This window comes from Aminicella lysinilytica (assembly GCF_004362975.1).
GTDB classification, from domain to species: Bacteria; Bacillota; Clostridia; order Peptostreptococcales; family Anaerovoracaceae; genus Aminicella; species Aminicella lysinilytica.
In genome coordinates, this window is record NZ_SNXO01000007.1 from 1 (window position 1) to 17,168 (window position 17,168).

The window sequence follows — 17,168 nt, forward strand, 5'->3', positions numbered from 1 at the left end:
TTCATTAGACATTCCTCCTTTAGCTATGGTAGTTTGGTTGGTGAACCTTTACTATCATAGCACAGGAGGTTTTATTTTGCCTAAAACTCAAGTTATTGACTCCACCCGCATAGCAGGTGGATTTTGATTCCTCGCCTTTCGGCTCGGAATTGGCCGCTAAAGCTACATTCAGAAACGGCGCCACAGTTTCCTGCGGCGCCGTCATGGCTCAATTAGCTAATTATATCTTTTATCAAAATCGGCATCTCTGGTTTTCCCTCCCCAATACGGAAGGCGGCCTTAACTTCTGCAGCCGCGGCCTCAGCCTTATGGGCATTGCCACTGTAAACAGTGGCAAGGACTTCTCCCGGGCGAACTGGATACCCAACTTTCTTGTGAAGCAAAACCCCTGCTCCGTAGTCGATATCATCTTCCTTACGGGCACGTCCCGCGCCCGTATGCTGGGACGCGATGCCGATTCTTTCGGCATCGATCTCGCAAACGTATCCGGCGCCATCGGCTACTACATCTACTGCCACTTTGGCAATCGTCAGTTTCGATGGATCATCAACAACTGTTGGGTCGCCGCCTTGGGCGGCAATCAACTCACGGAGTTTTGCCAGGCCGGCACCGCTGTCCAGCGCCTGGCGTGCGAGGGCAACGCCCGCATCGATTGCCTGACGTGCAAGGGCTGTGCCATCTACTAAGCCGGCGCCCGCATTGGGCACGGCGTTTGCGCCGGAAGTTGCCATGCTACCGGTGCCCGCATCCAAGTTGCCACCCAAACAAATCATCACTCCAGCCAACCGTAAAGACAGCTCTGTAATATCCGCAGGGCCGTGGCCGCTGAGAACATCTATAGCTTCACGGACTTCCAAGGCGTTGCCGACTGCGCAGCCAAGAGGCTGGCTCATATCAGTGATCACGGCCACGGTTTTGCGGCCGGCCGATTCGCCTATCTCACACATTATCCGACTCAGTTCCTGAGCATCCGATAAATTCTTCATGAACGCGCCGCCTCCGCATTTGACATCCAGAACTATGGCATCACTGCCAGCGGCAAGTTTTTTACTCATTATACTTGAGGCAATGAGGCTCATATTTTCAACAGTTCCCGTCACATCACGAAGAGCGTATATTTTCTTATCGGCAGGTGTTATGTGACCGGTCTGTCCGGTTACTGCAATGCCAATCGACTCTACCTGTGCCATAAACGCCGCCGGTTCCATCGAAGTAGAAAATCCCGGAATGGAATCCAGTTTATCCACTGTACCACCGGTGAAACCAAGGCCGCGGCCGCTCATCTTGGCCACCGTGACGCCGCAAGCGGCTGCCAGAGGACCAACGATCAGAGTTGTTTTGTCGCCGACACCGCCGGTAGAATGCTTGTCCACTTTGGTGCCACTGATTCCAGACAAGTCAATAGTATCACCTGAGCAACGCATGGCGTCTGTCAGCTGGAATGTCTCAGCCTTGTCTAGATGCTGGAAATAGATGGCCATAAGCAGGGCCGACGCCTGGTAGTCAGGAATGTCGCCGGCTGTGTATCCCTTTACAAAGTACTTGATTTCATCTGAAGTCAGGGTACCGCCGTCGCGCTTTTTGATTATAATGTCTTCCATGTTCATTTCAGCAATCCTCCCAGGAAGCTCTCGCCCATTCTCGTCTCATAGACTCCCAGGTAATCTGCGATGGTCTGTCCGCAGTCAGCGAAGGTGTGACGAGTGCCGATATCCACACCTGCCCTGATATTTTTGCCATAAATCATCAAAGGCACATATTCTCTGGTGTGGTCGAAACCGCTGTGGACCGGGTCGTTGCCATGGTCGGCGGTTATCATAAGAATATCCTCATCTTTCATGGCTCCTATGATTTCCGGCAGTCGACTATCGTAATCCATGATTGCGTGGCCGTAGCCGGATGGGTCACGGCGGTGACCATATAGAGAATCGAAGTCCACCAGATTAGTGAAAATAAAGCCTCCGAAATCCTGGCCCATTGCTGATATGGTCTGATCCACACCGTCCATGTTACCTGTTGTGTGGACAGACTTCGTCACCCCCTGTCCATTGAAAATATCACTGATCTTGCCTATAGCATAGACAGTCTGGCCAGCGCCGCTGATGTGATCCAGTACAGTCGGCTCCGGTGGCGAAACGGCGTAATCCCTGCGGTCAGTAGTTCTGACACGCTTGCCGTCCTTCTTGACATAAGGTCTTGCAATGACTCTCCCGCAAGCCCATTTTCCCACCAGAAGTTTCCTGGCGATCTTACAGATCTCGTATAAGCGTTCGAGAGGGATCACATCCGTATTGGCCGCGATCTGGAAAACACTGTCCGCCGATGTGTAGACGATAGGCTTGCCCGTGGCTTCGTGCTCGTCGCCCAGGTCCTCGATGATCACAGTTCCAGATGCAGCGTAATTTCCAATGACTTCCGAGCCGATATCCCGTTGGAATTCCTCTATGAATTCCGCAGGGAATCCGTCCGGGTAGGTTTTGAATGGCGTCATTGTCTCTATGCCCGCGATTTCCCAGTGGCCTGTTATGGTGTCTTTGCCCCGGGACATTTCCTGCATGCGGCCGTATGACCCCGTCAGTTTTTCAGGCGCAAAAACAAACCTGCCTCCACCGGCCCCCTGGATGTTTCCCAGTCCCAGCTTCTGCAGGTTAGGTATTGCAAAATTATCCGTATTCTCAGCAGCATGAAGAAGCGTATCAGCTCCCAGATCCCCGTACTTGTCTGCGTCCGGCTCAGCGCCGACGCCCATGCTGTCCATTACCATTAGTATTACTCGTTTCATAGCTACCTCCCCATAAGCCCGGGCTCACACTTTGCACAAGCTCCGGCCTATTCCCTGATAAGTTCCGGCTTGCACTCCAGATAATCCAAAGATACAAGTCTGTATTCTACTCCGTTTAATACCCCAGAAAGACCATTCTTAAAAGCCTCTTTGCCATGAAGATGTCCGTAGATGCATGTTTCCACTCCGTATTCCGTCATCATATCCGTAAATCCCGATGCCTGCATCTTATCGTTAGTCGGCGGATAGTGAAGCGCTGCGATTATAGTCTCCGCACCTGCTGACCTGGCCTCCTCCAAAGAAAACCTCAGGCGTATCATTTCCCTGTCGTAGATTTTTCTGTCGTGGTCGTCGAAAGCCTCCGTCCCCGGGCATATCCAGCCGCGGGTGCCACAAAGGCCTACCTTTGTGCCGGGAATCATGTAACAATGGTTCTGCAAAAACGTTATCCCCGGGAACATGCTGTTCATTTTGTTGGTAGATGTCCACCACAGATCATGGTTGCCTTTGGTTATGACTTTATGGCCGGGCAAGGCATTTATCCACTCAAAATCGGCCATTGCTTCATCGAGGCGCAGGCCCCAAGAAACATCGCCCGGAATGAAGATCGTGTCTTCCTCGCCGATAGTTTTTTCCCAGTATTCCTTCACTTTCACATGATGATCCAGCCAGAGATCCCCGAATATATCCATAGGCTTCTCTATGCGCTCATCAAACGAAAGGTGAAGATCTCCAATAGCATATAAGCTCATCTATTCACTGTCCTCATCTGTTTCTCCATCTTCTAAACTATTAAAATCGAACATCTCAGCCGCCTGGTCTCCCGACAGCTCCGTGACGCTCTTCAGTTTCCGCTGCATGACTCTCGTCCTTGTGCCGATGAGAGTATCCAGATTATTATTAGCCTGATTGAGATTGTTCTGAGCCTTTACCAGAACGTCCTCGAATTTGCCGAACTCGGTCTTGACGGCGCCGAGAACATCCCAGACTTCGCTGGAACGCTTCTGGATTGCCAGTGTCCTGAATCCCATCTGCAGGCTGTTGAGCAGGGCCGCCATAGTGGTCGGTCCCGCGATGTTTACATTATAGTCGTGCTGCAAAGTTTCCACCATGCCAAGTCTTACGACCTCAGCGTAAAGTCCCTCAAAAGGCAGGAACATAATGCCGAAATTGGTGGTGTTCGGCGGCGCGATATATTTGGTTTTTATGTCTTTGGCTTCATTTTTGATCATGGTCACCAGGTTTTTCTGAGCAGCGTTAATAATGTCCACGTCGCCCACATCGTAGGCGTCCACAAGTTTAGCATAGGCATCGCCCGGGAATTTGGAATCGATTGGCAACCACACAGACTTACCGTTTTCTCCCGGCAGTTTGACGGCGAACTCAACGACATTGCTACCCTCACCTCTGGTATTTACGTTCTCGGCATACTGCTCCGGCGCCAGGATCTCTTCAAGAATAGCTCCCAGCTGGACCTCTCCGAGGATACCTCTGGTCTTCACGTTGGACAAAACCTTCTTCAGATCGCCCACTCCCGTGGCAAGGGTCTGCATTTCTCCAAGGCCTTTGCTGACCTGCTCCAGGCGTTCGCTGACCGTACGGAAAGATTGGCCGATTCGCTCTTCCAGAGTTTTCTGGAGTTTCTCATCGACTGTATTTCTCATTTTCTCCAGCTGCCTGTTGTTGTCTTCAGTCAACTCGCCGATTTTCTGAGACATAGTGCTTCTGATGTTTTCCAGTTTCTGCTCATTTTCCAGAGACATCTGGTTGAACTTCTCGTTGAGTTCTGCCAGCCTCTTGTCCTGAGCTTCCGTGGCGCTCTTCTGATTATTGAATACCATATTCCCAAAGGAACTGAAGGCATCATTTATATTGTGGCTGGTTTCTGTCCTGTACTGATTGATTTCCTTTCTGACCGACGCGAATCTGGTCACGGTAAAAATGGAAATCACTATGGAAACTGCCAACATTATTATTAGTGTAATATCAAATCCCGACATACTGCCTCCTGCTGCTTTTTCGATATTGCCTTCCGCCGTTCTGATATGAACTGCTGCGCGCAATTATTCTTCGTCATCAAATTCCTGCTTCTTGTATCTACGCGGTCTGGATCTGAGTTCTTCCTCGACCTCGTCCGCTTTATCCGGATCTTCGTCATTGGCGTTGATGTATGAAACATCCTCAGGATCGATTTCATCGCCGGCGTCATCGTCCTCGGCGCATTCACCCTCAGCATCCTGCTCCTGGAAATCCTCAGGCTTAGCTTTGCCCGTGAATATCATGTAGGCCTGATCCAGTTCGTTCAAAGTCACCATAGAATCCCGCAGAGCCACATTGACCCCCGCCAGTGAAAGTTTGAAATCGTCCAATGTCACTTTGTTCTTGGTGTACTGCTTGCGGTCCATGAGATCGTAATGATTCTGATTTCTCACGCAAAGCTTGATGAAATCGTCCAGGCTCACCTCGAACTTTTTCTCCAGCTCCTGAGCCTGCTCGTCCTCCTGTGGAATCTTCATGGCAGAAAGTTTCTGGCCCAGCTCCTTGGACTTTTCCTCCAGATCCTTGAAGCCCGCAATGTGGCCGCTGAAATCGATCTTCCGAAAAATGGCCAGTTTCTTGCCGTCTTTGGTGGCGGCCATGGTCACTTCCTTGTATTTAACAAGAATATCGTTATAATACTCATCAATATATGCTGAAATTTGCTCTTTGTAATCCATAATATACCCCCTGGATTCAACTGTGATCCGACTTTTTCCGACTATTTTCCGACTTTGTTCAATGCCTGATCGAAGTCTGCAATTATATCATCTAGGTTTTCGCAGCCGATAGATGCTCTTATGAGCTCCGGCCTGATGCCGCCTGCCAGCTGCTCTTCCTCGGAAAGCTGTCTATGGGTAGTCGATGCAGGATGCAGAACGCTTGTCCTGATATCGCCTACATGAACTACGATACTGGCCAGTTCCAAATGTGTCAGGAAATCCTCGCCCGCCGCGCGTCCGCCTTTGACTCCGAAGCACAAAACTCCGCTTGCGCCTTTCGGCATGTATTTCAGCTGTCTCTCGTGGTCGTCGTCGTCCTCGAGTCCCGGGTACTTGACCCAGTCAACCATCGGGTGCTGCTGCAGGAATTTCGCCACGGCCATGGCGTTCTCGCTGTGTCTTTCCATACGCAGGTGCAAAGTGTCCAGCCCCTGGAATGTAAGGAATGCGATCATTGGTGCCATGGTGCAGCCGATATCTCTGAGCATCTGTGCTCTCAATTTTACACAAAAAGCCTGCTTTCCGAATTTCTCTACATATTTAATGCCATGGTAGCTTTCGTCTGGCTCTACCATGCCCGGATATTTGTCTGCGTATTTATTCCAGTCAAAGGTGCCGCCTTCGATGATCATTCCGCCAACGCATGTGGCGTGGCCGTCGGACCATTTGGTCGTTGAATGAACGACGATGTCAGCGCCGTGTTTGAGCGGCTGGCAAAGTGCCGGCGATGCCAGCGTGTTATCTACGATTAAAGGCACGCCGATTTCCCTGGCTGCCCCACTGAATTTATCAAAGTCCAGCACTGTCAGAGCCGGGTTCCCGAGAGATTCTCCGAAAAGAGCCTTGGTGTTTGGTTTGGCCAGTGCCACGATTTCTTCTTTACTGATGTCCTGATCTATAAATGTAGTCTCGATGCCCATTTTCTTCATAGTCACGCCGAAAAGGTTATGTGTGCCGCCGTAAATGTTGGCGCAGGCGATAATGTGATCTCCCGCTTCACAGATGTTCAGCATAGTGATCAAATTGGCTGCCTGACCTGAACTGGTTGCGATTCCGGCGGTTCCGCCTTCCAGCGCCGCCATTTTCTCTTCCAGTGCATTCACTGTAGGACTTCCCAGCCTCGTATACATGAAATCGCTGCTTTCCAAATCGAACAACGCCGCCACATCCGGCGCATTGTAATATCTGTAAGTAGTGTTCTGGACAATGGGCAAAACCTGCGGTTCCCCGCTCTCTGCCTTATATCCGGCCTGTATGCAATTGGTTTCAAATTTGTATTCTGTCATTTTCTATACCTCCAAGGTTTTCTCCCGCTCCATCCTTAATATTCTATACCATAACCCGCTCAAAATCAATGTGTCGAAACCTTAATTCTGAATCCTTCGGGAAATGTCGCTAGATGGCGGAATCTGCCGAAGTATTGTCTTTGGTGATGATGGTTTTCATGGCAACGGTCCCGCCCAGGTACTTTAAAACCAAGGCTTCCAGCTCGTCGGTGGCCTGTGTGAGGTCGTCGTGACGGCTCGGGTCTACGCTCTCAAAAATGAGAAAGACGTTTTTAGAATCCTCTGTAAGCATTGTGCGTACGCCGTCTCGCCAGTTCCAGCATCGACATACCGCGCCTTCGTCATCGATATAACAAATCTCACTCGGCAGGGTCGGGTCGTTCTCCGTGTCTCCTAACGCAAGGAAACTGTCTCCGCCCTCAGTAATGGTAAGTCTCATATCGCCCTTGATGGTGTCTGCATCTTCGCCGCCGCAAGGCAATCCATACTTAAGGGACATGGCATTGTAAATGTCAACCAGCGGATTTATCGGTCCGACTTCCTTGCCTTTCTGTATTCTGTTCAACAGGGCCTCGATAGACGCTCTGTTGCCCTTCTTCTTCTTGAATTTCTGGAAGGCGTCCCTCCACACAGAAACCACGCTGCACTGACTCAAAACAGGTTTGTCTATGAATTTTTCCGCTTCTCTATTGGCCTCCGCCAGCATATCAATGATTTCCTGCCGTGCCGGCCCGTCTTCCATAGAATTATCCAGGCCTCTGACCGTCATGATTCCCAGCTCCGCCTCTGGAAAAATGTCCCAGAACGACTTTTCTGCAATAAACTTGTCCATTTTCAGCCTCCTTTATGGCGCCCATCGTAAGCATACATTCTGACGCTCTATGCACCCCGATTATCACTTTAATTTCCGATTTTCGTTATCACTACATTTTATTACAAAATTCGGGTCCCGTCCACCCCCCTCCGAAAATGACTTGTGAGCAAATACCTCTTTAGTGGGGTTGACTATTGTTCCATCAATGGTATAATGGAAAATATTGGTAATTAAGATTAGCCGTAGTTGTTTTTGTTTGGATCTCAGAAGTTAAAGGAAAAATATAACACATATTAGGAGGTATAACTATGTCCGTAAATGGATATATATCCGCTGATGCCGCTGCTGAGAAGTGGGGCATTTCGCGTCGCAGAGTATACTCACTTTGCAAAAACAACCGAATCACAGGTTTGATCCGCTTCGAAAACCGCTGGCTGATTCCCGAAAACGTAGACAAACCCACCGATGACAGACGAATCATCGGCTCAACCTCGTCAAACTATTTTTTGTCCAGCCTGCCAATAATGCTTGATTGTGGCGACGATTTAGAACTATTGCGCGACAACAAAGAGCTTCGCCCTTTGATTGACGGTCAACTAAACCGTGAAGCCTTGTATTTCCAAGGCAAGCCGCTTCCGAATGAAAGTTCTGCAAACTATGATAGCATACCTTTGTTATCCAAGCATATAATAGGAAAGCAGGCGACCATTAACGCCGGTGATTTCAATGGCTTCAACGCGCATAGGATGCCCTTGGATATTGCTGCGGGCAACCCATCCTATAGGCTGGATCCGTCAAGAAATCCAATCAAGGATCTGTCGAACGCCTTGGCATCGCTCACACTTTACCACAGTGGCAGATGTTGTTCCCTGGTCAAAAGCGGCGTCTTTCCGCTTTTGCCGGAAAGCTGCCGAAGTTACGCTACTGTCCTTCACTGTAAATATCTGCTCGCTACTGATAAACCGCTGGAAGCGGCATCAGCAGCCAAAGCAGCGCTTTCGATGCTACCAGTATCCGGCTACAAGATTTCTAAGATTTACCTTAATCTTACTATCGCAGATGCGCTGATCACCCTTTACGAAACTGAAAATACCGGGTCCAGGAAATGTAAAACCAGTAAATACGAATCCAGTAAATATGACGCTGAAATCTATTTTAAAGCGGCAATTAAGTTAGCTGCTCCATTCGGGTACATACTTCCCTTCGCTGAGAATATGGTTAAATATGCAAAATTTACATTGGATTGCATTCTGAAAAATCAGTGGTCCGCTGCTATGGAAATCAAATTACTTGCCTCACAACTTTCCGAGAATATGCATTTTATGATAAGCAAAATATGCTCCGACAACATTTCGCTTATCCTAAATCCCGAAGACAGACTCCTTCTCACCATGGTAAAGGCCGGCTGTTCAGATTCGGAAATTGCTAAAATCAAACATAAATATACTCACCATATCAGAATCGAAAGGCGTAAACTATACAGAAGGCTTGGTATCACACGTAGAGAGCAGTTGGCTGCTTTCGAAGGATATGACCTGTGCGAACTCAACGATCAACAAACCCGGCAGAATCAACAGAATACACAAACCCGGCAGCTGATAAATCCATGAATACTGTTACGCATAAAGGTACCATTGATGGAACAATAGCCCACCTCTCCAAAGTACCTACCAACATACCCCTAAATTGGCTCAGGTGCAAAAAACGGGGCAAATTGCACCGAAACTTCACATTGCAGTGCTATACTTATTTCATTATGTGGGCGAAGAGCCTGCGCGACTTCCGGAGGAAAATTTGGATAGTTCATTATCAACAAAACCAAAACTGAAAGAGACAATCCTTGATCGAGCAGATCGTAACAAACTCATAATCAAGATTCTACTATTCGTTGTCTGCGTATGCGTCGTTGGCGTGTTCACAGTTAACGACTATTTTCTGTACGACAAACCGATTGGAAAAATCACGAAAGTGACCAACACTTATTCTGAAACCAAGGACGGTTACGACGGCACCTACAGTTATAATGAAAAGTATTATGATCAAACTATTACGGCCACGATCATGAACGGCAAATATAAAGGAAAGATTGTGACGCTCACCAACGAATATGGAAAGTCCGAGGTTTATGACACGAAGTATTCCAAAGGCGACCGTGTTTTCATCGAGCAAATCAAGCACGCCAGCAAATCCGGCGCGGGCGCAGCGGCAGCAACCACCAGCAAATCCGGCGCGGGCGCAGCGGCAGCAAGCACCAGCAAATCCGGCGCCGCACTTACGGGCAACATTTCCGGCACCAAGCGGGACTGGCTGGTGGCCATCGTCCTTACAATTTTGTTTGGACTTTTCCTGCTGGTTGGCGGAAAGAAAGGCGCCCTGACTATACTCAGCCTGGTCCTCAACATGGGGGCATTTTATGTGGTGCTGCTCCTTTACACCAAGGGAATCAACATCCTTGCAATGACAATACCTATGACAATATTCTTCACAGCAATGCTTTTGTTCTTCATGCACGGGCGGAGCGAGAAAACCATGCTGTCTTTTGTTGCAACCATTATCACAATCCTTGCGACTACAGCCATAGCCGCCATCGTCATCCACTTCGGCGAACGCATCGACTACGACTTCATGGACTACCTTAACCAGCCCTACGACCAGGACGACGCCAACCTCATATTCATTTCCGAGATCCTCGTCGGCTGCCTGGGCGCCGTCATGGATGTCGTCGTAACTATGGTCATGACCGTGGACCAGATCACCGAGACCGGCATGGACGTGACGCGCAGAAATTACATCGACTCCTGCAGAGCCGTAGGCGACGACCTGGTGGGCACCATGATCAACCTGATGCTCTTCACAAACATAGCCGCGTGCATACCAAGATTTGTTTTGTTCATGAGAAACGGCATCGCCTTCACGACGATCCTTAAATACAACGTGTTTTTCGAGGTGGCCCGCTTCCTGACAGGGAGTATCGGCGTCGTACTGGCGATCCCCGTATCCGCCGCCGTGGCCATATGGTACTATAGAAAGAAGGTGGCAAAATGCTGATTGCTCTAACCGCCATACTTTTCATACTCATATTCATAGTCTGCGGAGACAAAGGCACCAAGTCCATCATCTCAACAGTCATGAACGCCGTGCTGCTGCTTCTGGCGATTTTCCTCATATACAAGAATTTCAACCCTATGCTGGTCACCATTGCCTGCTGCGTCATGATTTCCGTGGTCACCCTCTTCTACCAGAACGAGGTCAACATCAAATCCAAGGTGGCATTCCTGTCAGTACTGGTGGTCATCATCGTCGTGATACCTTTGATCTACTTCATGGCTTACGGCGCCAACGCGGCCGGGTTCAACCCTGAGGAATACGAGATCACAGACTCCAACGGTTACACCAGAAACATCGATGTCAGCATGCTGGCCCTGCAGATTTCCATCATGCTCATCGCCCTTATGGGGACCATCATCGATACGGCCGTGGCCATAACATCGTCTATTTACGAGATACGATCAAATAATAAGGACCTGTCTCTGCAAGCCCTGATGAAATCATCATTCAAGGTCAGCAAAGCGGTCCTGAGTACTTCGATACATACGATATTCTATATTTACATTGCCGAGTACATGACTCTGCTCATTCAGTACATGACAGACTATTCCCTGTCGTACATTATCAACAGCCAGTCCTTTGCGCGAGAGCTCATATCAGTCTCCATCAGCGGCATCGGCTGCTGCCTAGTCGTGCCCGTGGCTACTGTTGCCGGCGCTGTACTGATCAGCCGCCAAGGCCAGATCAGAGTCAAAGGCGGTGTCAAGGCAAAACTCAAAGCCGGCGCCACGGTCAAATCCAAGAGCAAGCTCAGGCCTTGAGCAATATCTTCATAGCCTCCACATAGCCTTGAAATCCCAGGCCCGACACTGTGTCTATGCAGGCCTCCCGCACAAAGGATACCCTGCGGAAGTCTTCCCGGCTGTCTACATGGGAAATGTGAACTTCTACGGCCGGCAGAGCTACTGCCTTCAGGGCATCGAGAATGGCTACGCTGGTGTGGGTGTATGCTGCAGGGTTAATGACGATGCCGTCGTAAACTCCGTAAGCCTGCTGAATGGCATCGACAATGTCACCCTCATGATTAGACTGGAAAAAGGCGGCCTCCACCTTTAACTGCGAAGCCGCCTTTTTAATATACTCTACCAGATCAGCATAGGTATCGCGGCCGTAAATATCAGGCTCTCTTATGCCCAGCATATTTATATTCGGTCCGTTGATAACTAAGATCCTCATTATTTCATCTCCTGATTATTATCTATGAAGAAGTCACTCCAATACTTATAAGCATCCTTGCGTTCCTCGTATAGTTTCTCCACTCCTGTAGAAGTAGAAAGAGGTCTGCCGTCTGTTACCAGTTTGTCCAGATCCCTCTTGATCCAGATTACCACGCCATTCTGCTTGATAATATTGTAATTTACTTTTCTCTTGATTATACCGCCGCCTGTGGCGATGACAAGTCCGTTCCTGATGCAGGCCTTCTCCAGCATTTCGCTCTCGATGTTTCTGAAATATGTCTCGCCCTTCTCATCGAATATCTTCTCTACAGACATTCCTTCGCTTTCCTCGATCATATCGTCCACATCCACGAAACCTCTACCCATACGTTCGGCCATCTTCTTGCCAAGCATAGTTTTCCCTGCTCCCGGCATACCTATCAGTATGGTATTCAGAGTCTCGCTTCTGACCTCATCGGTGACTATGTCTATATCACCGTCATCTATCTTGATGCCCTGGAACAGTTCACTGGATTCCTTGGCCTGAGCCACCAGCATATCTATACCGCCGGCACATGGGATAGACCTGGCCATAGCGTCCAGAATAAGTTTTGTTTTGTCCGGGTTGTATATGAGATCTACAACGCCTGCGCAATCATGAAAATCGTCCAGATTGACCAGGGTTTTACCGTTGTAGGGGAACATACCCACGGGCGTGGTGTTTACTATGATCTCCGCGTCGAAATGCTCCGATATGTTCTCATAATTGTCTTTGCCGGATCTGGAAATCACGGTCACGCTGGCCGCTTCTCTATCCGCAAGGACCGTACGCACTGTGTGAGAAGCACCGCCGCTTCCCAGAATTATGCACTTCTTCCCAGCCACATCTATCTTATTATGTGTCAGCAGATATCTGAATCCGAAGTAGTCTGTGTTATAGCCTGTGATCTTGCCGTTCTCGTCTTTCAGAACGGTGTTGACACTCTGTATCTTCTTGCTGTCGTCTGAGAGTTCATCGCACAGGGCCATGACCTTCTCTTTATATGGTATAGTAATATTGAATCCGCTGTAATCTTCCGATCTCAGCAAGTCTTCCAGTCCCTCTTCATCGACCTCACAGATGTCATATTCATAGTTTCCGAATTTACTGTGGATCTGCTTAGAATAACTGTGTGAAAGGCTTCCCCCGATTAGTCCAAATCTACTCATTAGTCATCTCCATATAACTTCCTAAATAAACGTATTCCTGCTCTGCATGGCTTACCTGGCTTATCATGTTCCTGAAGGAATCGCTGTCAAATGGCGTTTCCACATCGAAACAGAACATCAGGTCCTCTTCATCGTCAGGCGCCGTCCAGCTTTTCATCTTGGAGACGTTCAGCCCCAGTGCATAGAATTTATCCAGAACTCCGTAGAGAGCTCCCGGCACGTCAGGTACTCTGAGCATCAGACATGTCCTGTCAGCGCCTCTGTAAATTTCCAGTTCCCTGCTGATGCAGACAAACCTCATTCCACCGGCAGTTACCGTGCTGCGTACTATGTAGCAGTTATTCTCAGCCAGCATCTCGTATACTCTGTTACTGACATCTATATGCCTGCCTATAGTAATGACAGCATATTTGCACTGACCGCTTTCAACGGCAGCGAAGATGTCTTCCAGATCGTCAAAATACTGGATATGATCATCGTTTCCGAAGAACTTGACGCAGGCCTGCCTGCAGTATGGTTCCTGTTCTCCGTGGCACGCGATGGATTCATTATCAGGCGGCATGGCGGGAGTTTTCTCATAGGCTTCTTCAAGAACGCCCAGCATGTTGACTCCTCTTTGGATGACCCTGCGCTGATAATCTCTGCTCATCTCCATAATGTTATTATACAACATCCTGCAGTAAGTAGCCATATCTTCATCAGCCATTTTCGCTATTTCTTCAAGTTTGGCAGTTTCCCGAGCTTCATCCTTGATAGGCAGCTCGTTATCTTTCTTGTATGCCGCGATCTCTCCTGACAGTTTCATTCTCTCCTGAAACAGCCTTACAATTTCGGCATCGACTCCGTCGATTTTCTTTCTTATATCCTTAATATCCATCTTCGCACCTCTATCTCTATATTACTTCAATATAACTTCCCAGGTACTTGAAATCCCGACTCAGTTCATCGGTATGATTCATCATGCGAATGAACTTATCCGAGTAGACATTAGCTTCCACATCGAAATAGAACATGAAATCGAAGTCCTTGTCGGGGATAGGCCTGCTCTCCAACTTGAACAAATTTATATCCAAAGCATAGAATCTGGCCAGTAGGTTGAATAGCGATCCCGGTTTGTGAGTCACGGTCATCATCATGCTGGTCTTGTCTGCACCCGGATATATCTCCATATCCTTGCTGATGCAGATGAATCTGGTATAATTTCTGTTTCCATCCTGGACAGCCTCTTCAAGAATGTCCAGTCCGTAGATCTGCCCACATTCCCCTGAGGCCAGTGCCGCCACATCATTCCGCTCTGAATCAGCTACCATTCTGGCCGCTTCGGCTGTATTCTCGCAGGCCGTTATCTTCGCCTCCGGAAACTGTCTGAGATAATCCTCGCACTGACTTATAGCCTGCTCGTGAGAGAATATCTCACGGATATCCTTCCTATCTGTGCCTGCCTTGGCCAGAAGGCTGTGATCCACTCTCAACCTTACGCTGCGCACGATGTAGAAATCGTACTTCATCATCAGGTCGTAGATCTTATTCACTGATCCTGCAGTGCTGTTCTCCAAAGGCAGGACGCCATAGTGGCAAAGTCCCTGATCCACTGCCGCGAATACGCCTTCAAAGTTCTTCATATACATTATCTGTGGATCTCTGAATAGCCTGTCGCAGGCCTGCTGCGCGTATGCTCCCGGCACTCCCTGACAGGCTACCTGCGCCGTTTCCGGGAACACCTTAGGAGTTTCTTCTCTGGCTGCTTTTATCTTCTTCACCAGAGCCGTATCCTCCAGAGTGAATTTACTCTCGTGATCCTTTTCCAACTCTACAATAGTATTATATAATAATCTGTTGTAAGATTCCATATCTTCATTAGCAAAAGTGGATTTATTGTTGATATTTTTCATATTTTCACCTTATCATATCGTACAAAGCCATAGCGGCCGCTGCCTCCACGCAGGGCACAGCTCTCGGCACTATGCAGGGATCGTGCCTGCCTCCTACCTTGAGCTTCACATTTTCCTCCCGGGAGTAGCTTATGCTGCTTTGTTCTATAGCAATAGACGGCGTCGGCTTGACCGCCACCCTGAAAACAACCGGCATGCCGCTGGATATGCCACCCAGAATGCCTCCGTGGTTGTTGGTGCGGGTCCTGACCTTATGGTCATCGTAATAAAATTCATCGTTGTTCTCGCTGCCTCTGATGCGTGCCGCGTCGAAACCTCTGCCGAACTCGATTCCCTTGACGGCGGGGATACCGAAGACTGCTTTGGCCAGGACATTTTCCAGACCGTCGAACATGGGCTCTCCTATGCCGGCGGGAAGCCCTGTAATGACGCACTCTATAATGCCGCCTACGGAGTCACCGTCCTTCATGGCCTCATCGACTGCCGCAAAAGGATCGTTGCTGTTGCCGCCGATTTCCAGAATGCGCGCGTCTATGGTGATGCCTTCCTTTGCCAGTATCTGCTTGAAGATACCTCCTGCTATGCAAAGGGGCGCTGTCAGTCTGCCGGAAAAATGTCCGCCGCCGCGGTAGTCGTTGGCATCGCCGTATTTCACATGAGCCGCGTAGTCCGCATGGCCGGGTCTCGGCGTATCTTTCATGTCATCGTAATCTGCCGATCTGGTGTTTTCATTTCTGATCATGGCCGTTACCGGCGTGCCGCATGTCATACCGTCCCTGATACCACAAAGGAATTCCGGCCTGTCGGCCTCTTTCCTTGGCGTGGCGTATTTGCTCCGTCCCGGGGCGCGGCGTTCCATAAATACCTGCAATTCTTCCATATCGATACTGATTCCCGCAGGCAATCCGTCTATAGTAACGCCGATGGCCTCAGAGTGTGACTCACCGAAAATCGCTACCTTGATTTTATCTCCATAGATCGATGACATTTCTCTACCTCCATTTTTCCAGTTCTTTAAAAAAGCCCGGATATGATTTATTGACGGCTTCTCTGCCGTTGATTTCTACTTTATTTCTGCTGACCAGGGATGCTACGGCCACCATCATTACGATACGATGATCTCCGAAGGAATCCACTGTGCCACCGTCCACCTGCACTCCGTCACTGCCTTTTATGATAAGGCCTTCAGGCTCTTCTATTACCCTGGCTCCGAGACTGTTGAGAGTATCGCTGATAGCTGTCAGCCTGTCGCTTTCCTTGAGTCTCAGTCTGCCTGCGTTGATTATATGTGTCTGTCCTTCTGCCATAGACGCAGCCAGAGCTATAGCCGGCGTCAGATCCGGTATGCCGGATACGTCTATCTCAGTTCCTGAAAGTTCAGACGGATACGCAGTAACGGCGCTATCTGTAGCTCCTATCTCGCAGCCCAGACTCCCCAGGACTTCAACTATCCTCATATCTCCCTGACGGGAATCTATGTTAAGGCCTCTGACTCTGACTGGTTCACTGCCGATGGCTCCTGCCACCAGCCAGTTGGCCGCAGCCGACCAGTCTCCTTCTACTGTATATATTATCGGTCCTCTGAATTTCTGACCACCCTTCACGAGAAAAGTGTTTTCATCAGCTGCTATGCGGATGCCGAAGCTCTTCAGCACATCTAAAGTAATATCCACATAGGCGGCCGATTCCAGATGGCCTTCTATAACTACCCTGCTGTCCTCCGCCAGATTCGGCAGTGCCAGCAATAGTCCTGTTATGAACTGTGATGACACGTTGCCCGGCAGATGAAATATTCCTCCCGTCAGCTGGCCCTCTATGGTCAGTCTGCCCAGATCGTCCTTGCCAACGGCGCAGCCGTGAGACGCCAGCTGGTCTATGAGAGGCCCCATAGGCCGTTCCGCCAGCCTGCCCTTTGTTACAAAGGTACCTTTGCACCCCAGCGCGCCTATGACCGGCAACATGAAGCGCAATGTCGAGCCGCTTTCGCCGCAGTCCATGACTGTCTCTCCGGACTTCATGGCCCTGACGCACTCCCGGGTAGCTCTGATATCCTCGGAAGCCAGGGGACACACGACCTCAGTTGGCGTCTCCGACAGAGCCGCGCAGATGAGCGCCCGGTGGGCATATGATTTAGATGGGATAATGTCGATATTTATCACTT

16 protein-coding genes are annotated in these 17,168 nt (G+C 49.4%); 3 read left to right on the forward strand and 13 right to left on the reverse strand.

From position 1 onward, the window contains the following. Positions 1–212: 212 nt before the first annotated feature. The 7 genes from EV211_RS02785 to EV211_RS02815 all read right to left on the reverse strand — a co-directional run bounded on the left by EV211_RS02785 (position 213) and on the right by EV211_RS02815 (position 7,659). Complete coding sequence (locus EV211_RS02785; protein ID WP_133527915.1) at positions 213–1,607, reverse strand: thymidine phosphorylase; 1,395 nt, start codon at positions 1,605–1,607, stop codon at positions 213–215. Then, the gene (locus tag EV211_RS02790; RefSeq protein WP_133527916.1) at positions 1,604–2,782 is read right to left on the reverse strand and encodes a phosphopentomutase; all 1,179 of its coding nucleotides are present in this window, start codon (positions 2,780–2,782) and stop codon (positions 1,604–1,606) included. The genes EV211_RS02785 and EV211_RS02790 overlap by 4 nt, the downstream gene beginning before the upstream one ends. Positions 2,783–2,829: 47 nt before the next feature. Continuing rightward, positions 2,830–3,534, reverse strand: a complete 705-nt coding sequence (locus tag EV211_RS02795) for a metallophosphoesterase (RefSeq protein ID WP_133527917.1) — start codon at positions 3,532–3,534, stop codon at positions 2,830–2,832. Next, positions 3,535–4,782 carry a DNA recombination protein RmuC gene (locus EV211_RS02800; protein ID WP_133527918.1) on the reverse strand — a complete coding sequence of 416 codons (1,248 nt, stop codon included), beginning with the start codon at positions 4,780–4,782 and terminating at the stop codon, positions 3,535–3,537. A 63-nt stretch (positions 4,783–4,845) separates the two neighbouring features. Beyond that, complete coding sequence (locus tag EV211_RS02805; RefSeq protein ID WP_133527919.1) at positions 4,846–5,499, reverse strand: hypothetical protein; 654 nt, start codon at positions 5,497–5,499, stop codon at positions 4,846–4,848. A 41-nt stretch (positions 5,500–5,540) separates the two neighbouring features. Continuing rightward, positions 5,541–6,827, reverse strand: a complete 1,287-nt coding sequence (locus EV211_RS02810; RefSeq protein ID WP_133527920.1) for an O-acetylhomoserine aminocarboxypropyltransferase/cysteine synthase family protein — start codon at positions 6,825–6,827, stop codon at positions 5,541–5,543. Between the two features lie 109 nt (positions 6,828–6,936). Continuing rightward, entirely contained in the window at positions 6,937–7,659 is a 723-nt protein-coding gene (locus tag EV211_RS02815; RefSeq protein WP_133527921.1) for a B3/B4 domain-containing protein, read from the reverse strand. Between the two features lie 290 nt (positions 7,660–7,949). Between EV211_RS02815 and EV211_RS11040 the strand changes: the two genes are divergently transcribed. From EV211_RS11040 to EV211_RS02830, 3 genes are all read left to right on the forward strand, one after another. Next, positions 7,950–9,251, forward strand: a complete 1,302-nt coding sequence (locus tag EV211_RS11040; protein WP_330564521.1) for a helix-turn-helix domain-containing protein — start codon at positions 7,950–7,952, stop codon at positions 9,249–9,251. 184 nt (positions 9,252–9,435) lie between these two features. Next, on the forward strand, positions 9,436–10,689 hold the full coding sequence (locus tag EV211_RS02825) for a YibE/F family protein (protein WP_133527922.1): 1,254 nt from the start codon (positions 9,436–9,438) through the stop codon (positions 10,687–10,689). Beyond that, positions 10,683–11,510 (forward strand): YibE/F family protein, encoded by an 828-nt coding sequence (locus EV211_RS02830; RefSeq protein WP_133527923.1) that lies wholly within the window; start codon positions 10,683–10,685, stop codon positions 11,508–11,510. The genes EV211_RS02825 and EV211_RS02830 overlap by 7 nt, the downstream gene beginning before the upstream one ends. On the opposite strand, the gene aroQ is transcribed toward EV211_RS02830, so the two are convergent. Genes aroQ through aroA form a run of 6 tightly spaced genes read right to left on the reverse strand, consistent with a single transcriptional unit; the run spans position 11,500 to position 17,166 of the window. Then, positions 11,500–11,925: a type II 3-dehydroquinate dehydratase gene (aroQ, locus tag EV211_RS02835; protein WP_133527924.1), complete on the reverse strand. Its 426-nt coding sequence runs from the start codon at positions 11,923–11,925 to the stop codon at positions 11,500–11,502. The two genes, EV211_RS02830 and aroQ, sit on opposite strands and share 11 nt — an antisense overlap. Further along, a complete protein-coding gene (locus EV211_RS02840) occupies positions 11,925–13,115 on the reverse strand; it encodes a shikimate kinase (RefSeq protein WP_133527925.1) in 1,191 nt (396 codons plus the stop codon). The genes aroQ and EV211_RS02840 overlap by 1 nt, the downstream gene beginning before the upstream one ends. Continuing rightward, positions 13,108–13,992, reverse strand: a complete 885-nt coding sequence (locus EV211_RS02845) for a bifunctional chorismate mutase/prephenate dehydratase (protein ID WP_133527926.1) — start codon at positions 13,990–13,992, stop codon at positions 13,108–13,110. The genes EV211_RS02840 and EV211_RS02845 overlap by 8 nt, the downstream gene beginning before the upstream one ends. A 16-nt stretch (positions 13,993–14,008) precedes the next feature. Then, entirely contained in the window at positions 14,009–15,007 is a 999-nt protein-coding gene (locus EV211_RS02850; protein ID WP_133527927.1) for a prephenate dehydratase, read from the reverse strand. Positions 15,008–15,011: 4 nt separating this feature from the next. After that, entirely contained in the window at positions 15,012–15,995 is a 984-nt protein-coding gene (locus EV211_RS02855; RefSeq protein WP_133527928.1) for a chorismate synthase, read from the reverse strand. 4 nt (positions 15,996–15,999) lie between these two features. Continuing rightward, positions 16,000–17,166: a 3-phosphoshikimate 1-carboxyvinyltransferase gene (gene aroA / locus EV211_RS02860; RefSeq protein ID WP_166635349.1), complete on the reverse strand. Its 1,167-nt coding sequence runs from the start codon at positions 17,164–17,166 to the stop codon at positions 16,000–16,002. Positions 17,167–17,168: the final 2 nt, after the last annotated feature.

Coding starts and splice junctions, on each gene's coding strand:
- EV211_RS02785 (WP_133527915.1), bottom strand. CDS start 1,607: ATGAACATGGAAGACATTATAATCAAAAAGCGCGACGGCGGTACCCTG.
- EV211_RS02790 (WP_133527916.1), bottom strand. CDS start 2,782: ATGAAACGAGTAATACTAATGGTAATGGACAGCATGGGCGTCGGCGCT.
- EV211_RS02795 (WP_133527917.1), bottom strand. CDS start 3,534: ATGAGCTTATATGCTATTGGAGATCTTCACCTTTCGTTTGATGAGCGC.
- EV211_RS02800 (WP_133527918.1), bottom strand. CDS start 4,782: ATGTCGGGATTTGATATTACACTAATAATAATGTTGGCAGTTTCCATA.
- EV211_RS02805 (WP_133527919.1), bottom strand. CDS start 5,499: ATGGATTACAAAGAGCAAATTTCAGCATATATTGATGAGTATTATAAC.
- EV211_RS02810 (WP_133527920.1), bottom strand. CDS start 6,827: ATGACAGAATACAAATTTGAAACCAATTGCATACAGGCCGGATATAAG.
- EV211_RS02815 (WP_133527921.1), bottom strand. CDS start 7,659: ATGGACAAGTTTATTGCAGAAAAGTCGTTCTGGGACATTTTTCCAGAG.
- EV211_RS11040 (WP_330564521.1), top strand. CDS start 7,950: ATGTCCGTAAATGGATATATATCCGCTGATGCCGCTGCTGAGAAGTGG.
- EV211_RS02830 (WP_133527923.1), top strand. CDS start 10,683: ATGCTGATTGCTCTAACCGCCATACTTTTCATACTCATATTCATAGTC.
- aroQ (WP_133527924.1), bottom strand. CDS start 11,925: ATGAGGATCTTAGTTATCAACGGACCGAATATAAATATGCTGGGCATA.
- EV211_RS02840 (WP_133527925.1), bottom strand. CDS start 13,115: ATGAGTAGATTTGGACTAATCGGGGGAAGCCTTTCACACAGTTATTCT.
- EV211_RS02845 (WP_133527926.1), bottom strand. CDS start 13,992: ATGGATATTAAGGATATAAGAAAGAAAATCGACGGAGTCGATGCCGAA.
- EV211_RS02850 (WP_133527927.1), bottom strand. CDS start 15,007: ATGAAAAATATCAACAATAAATCCACTTTTGCTAATGAAGATATGGAA.
- EV211_RS02855 (WP_133527928.1), bottom strand. CDS start 15,995: ATGTCATCGATCTATGGAGATAAAATCAAGGTAGCGATTTTCGGTGAG.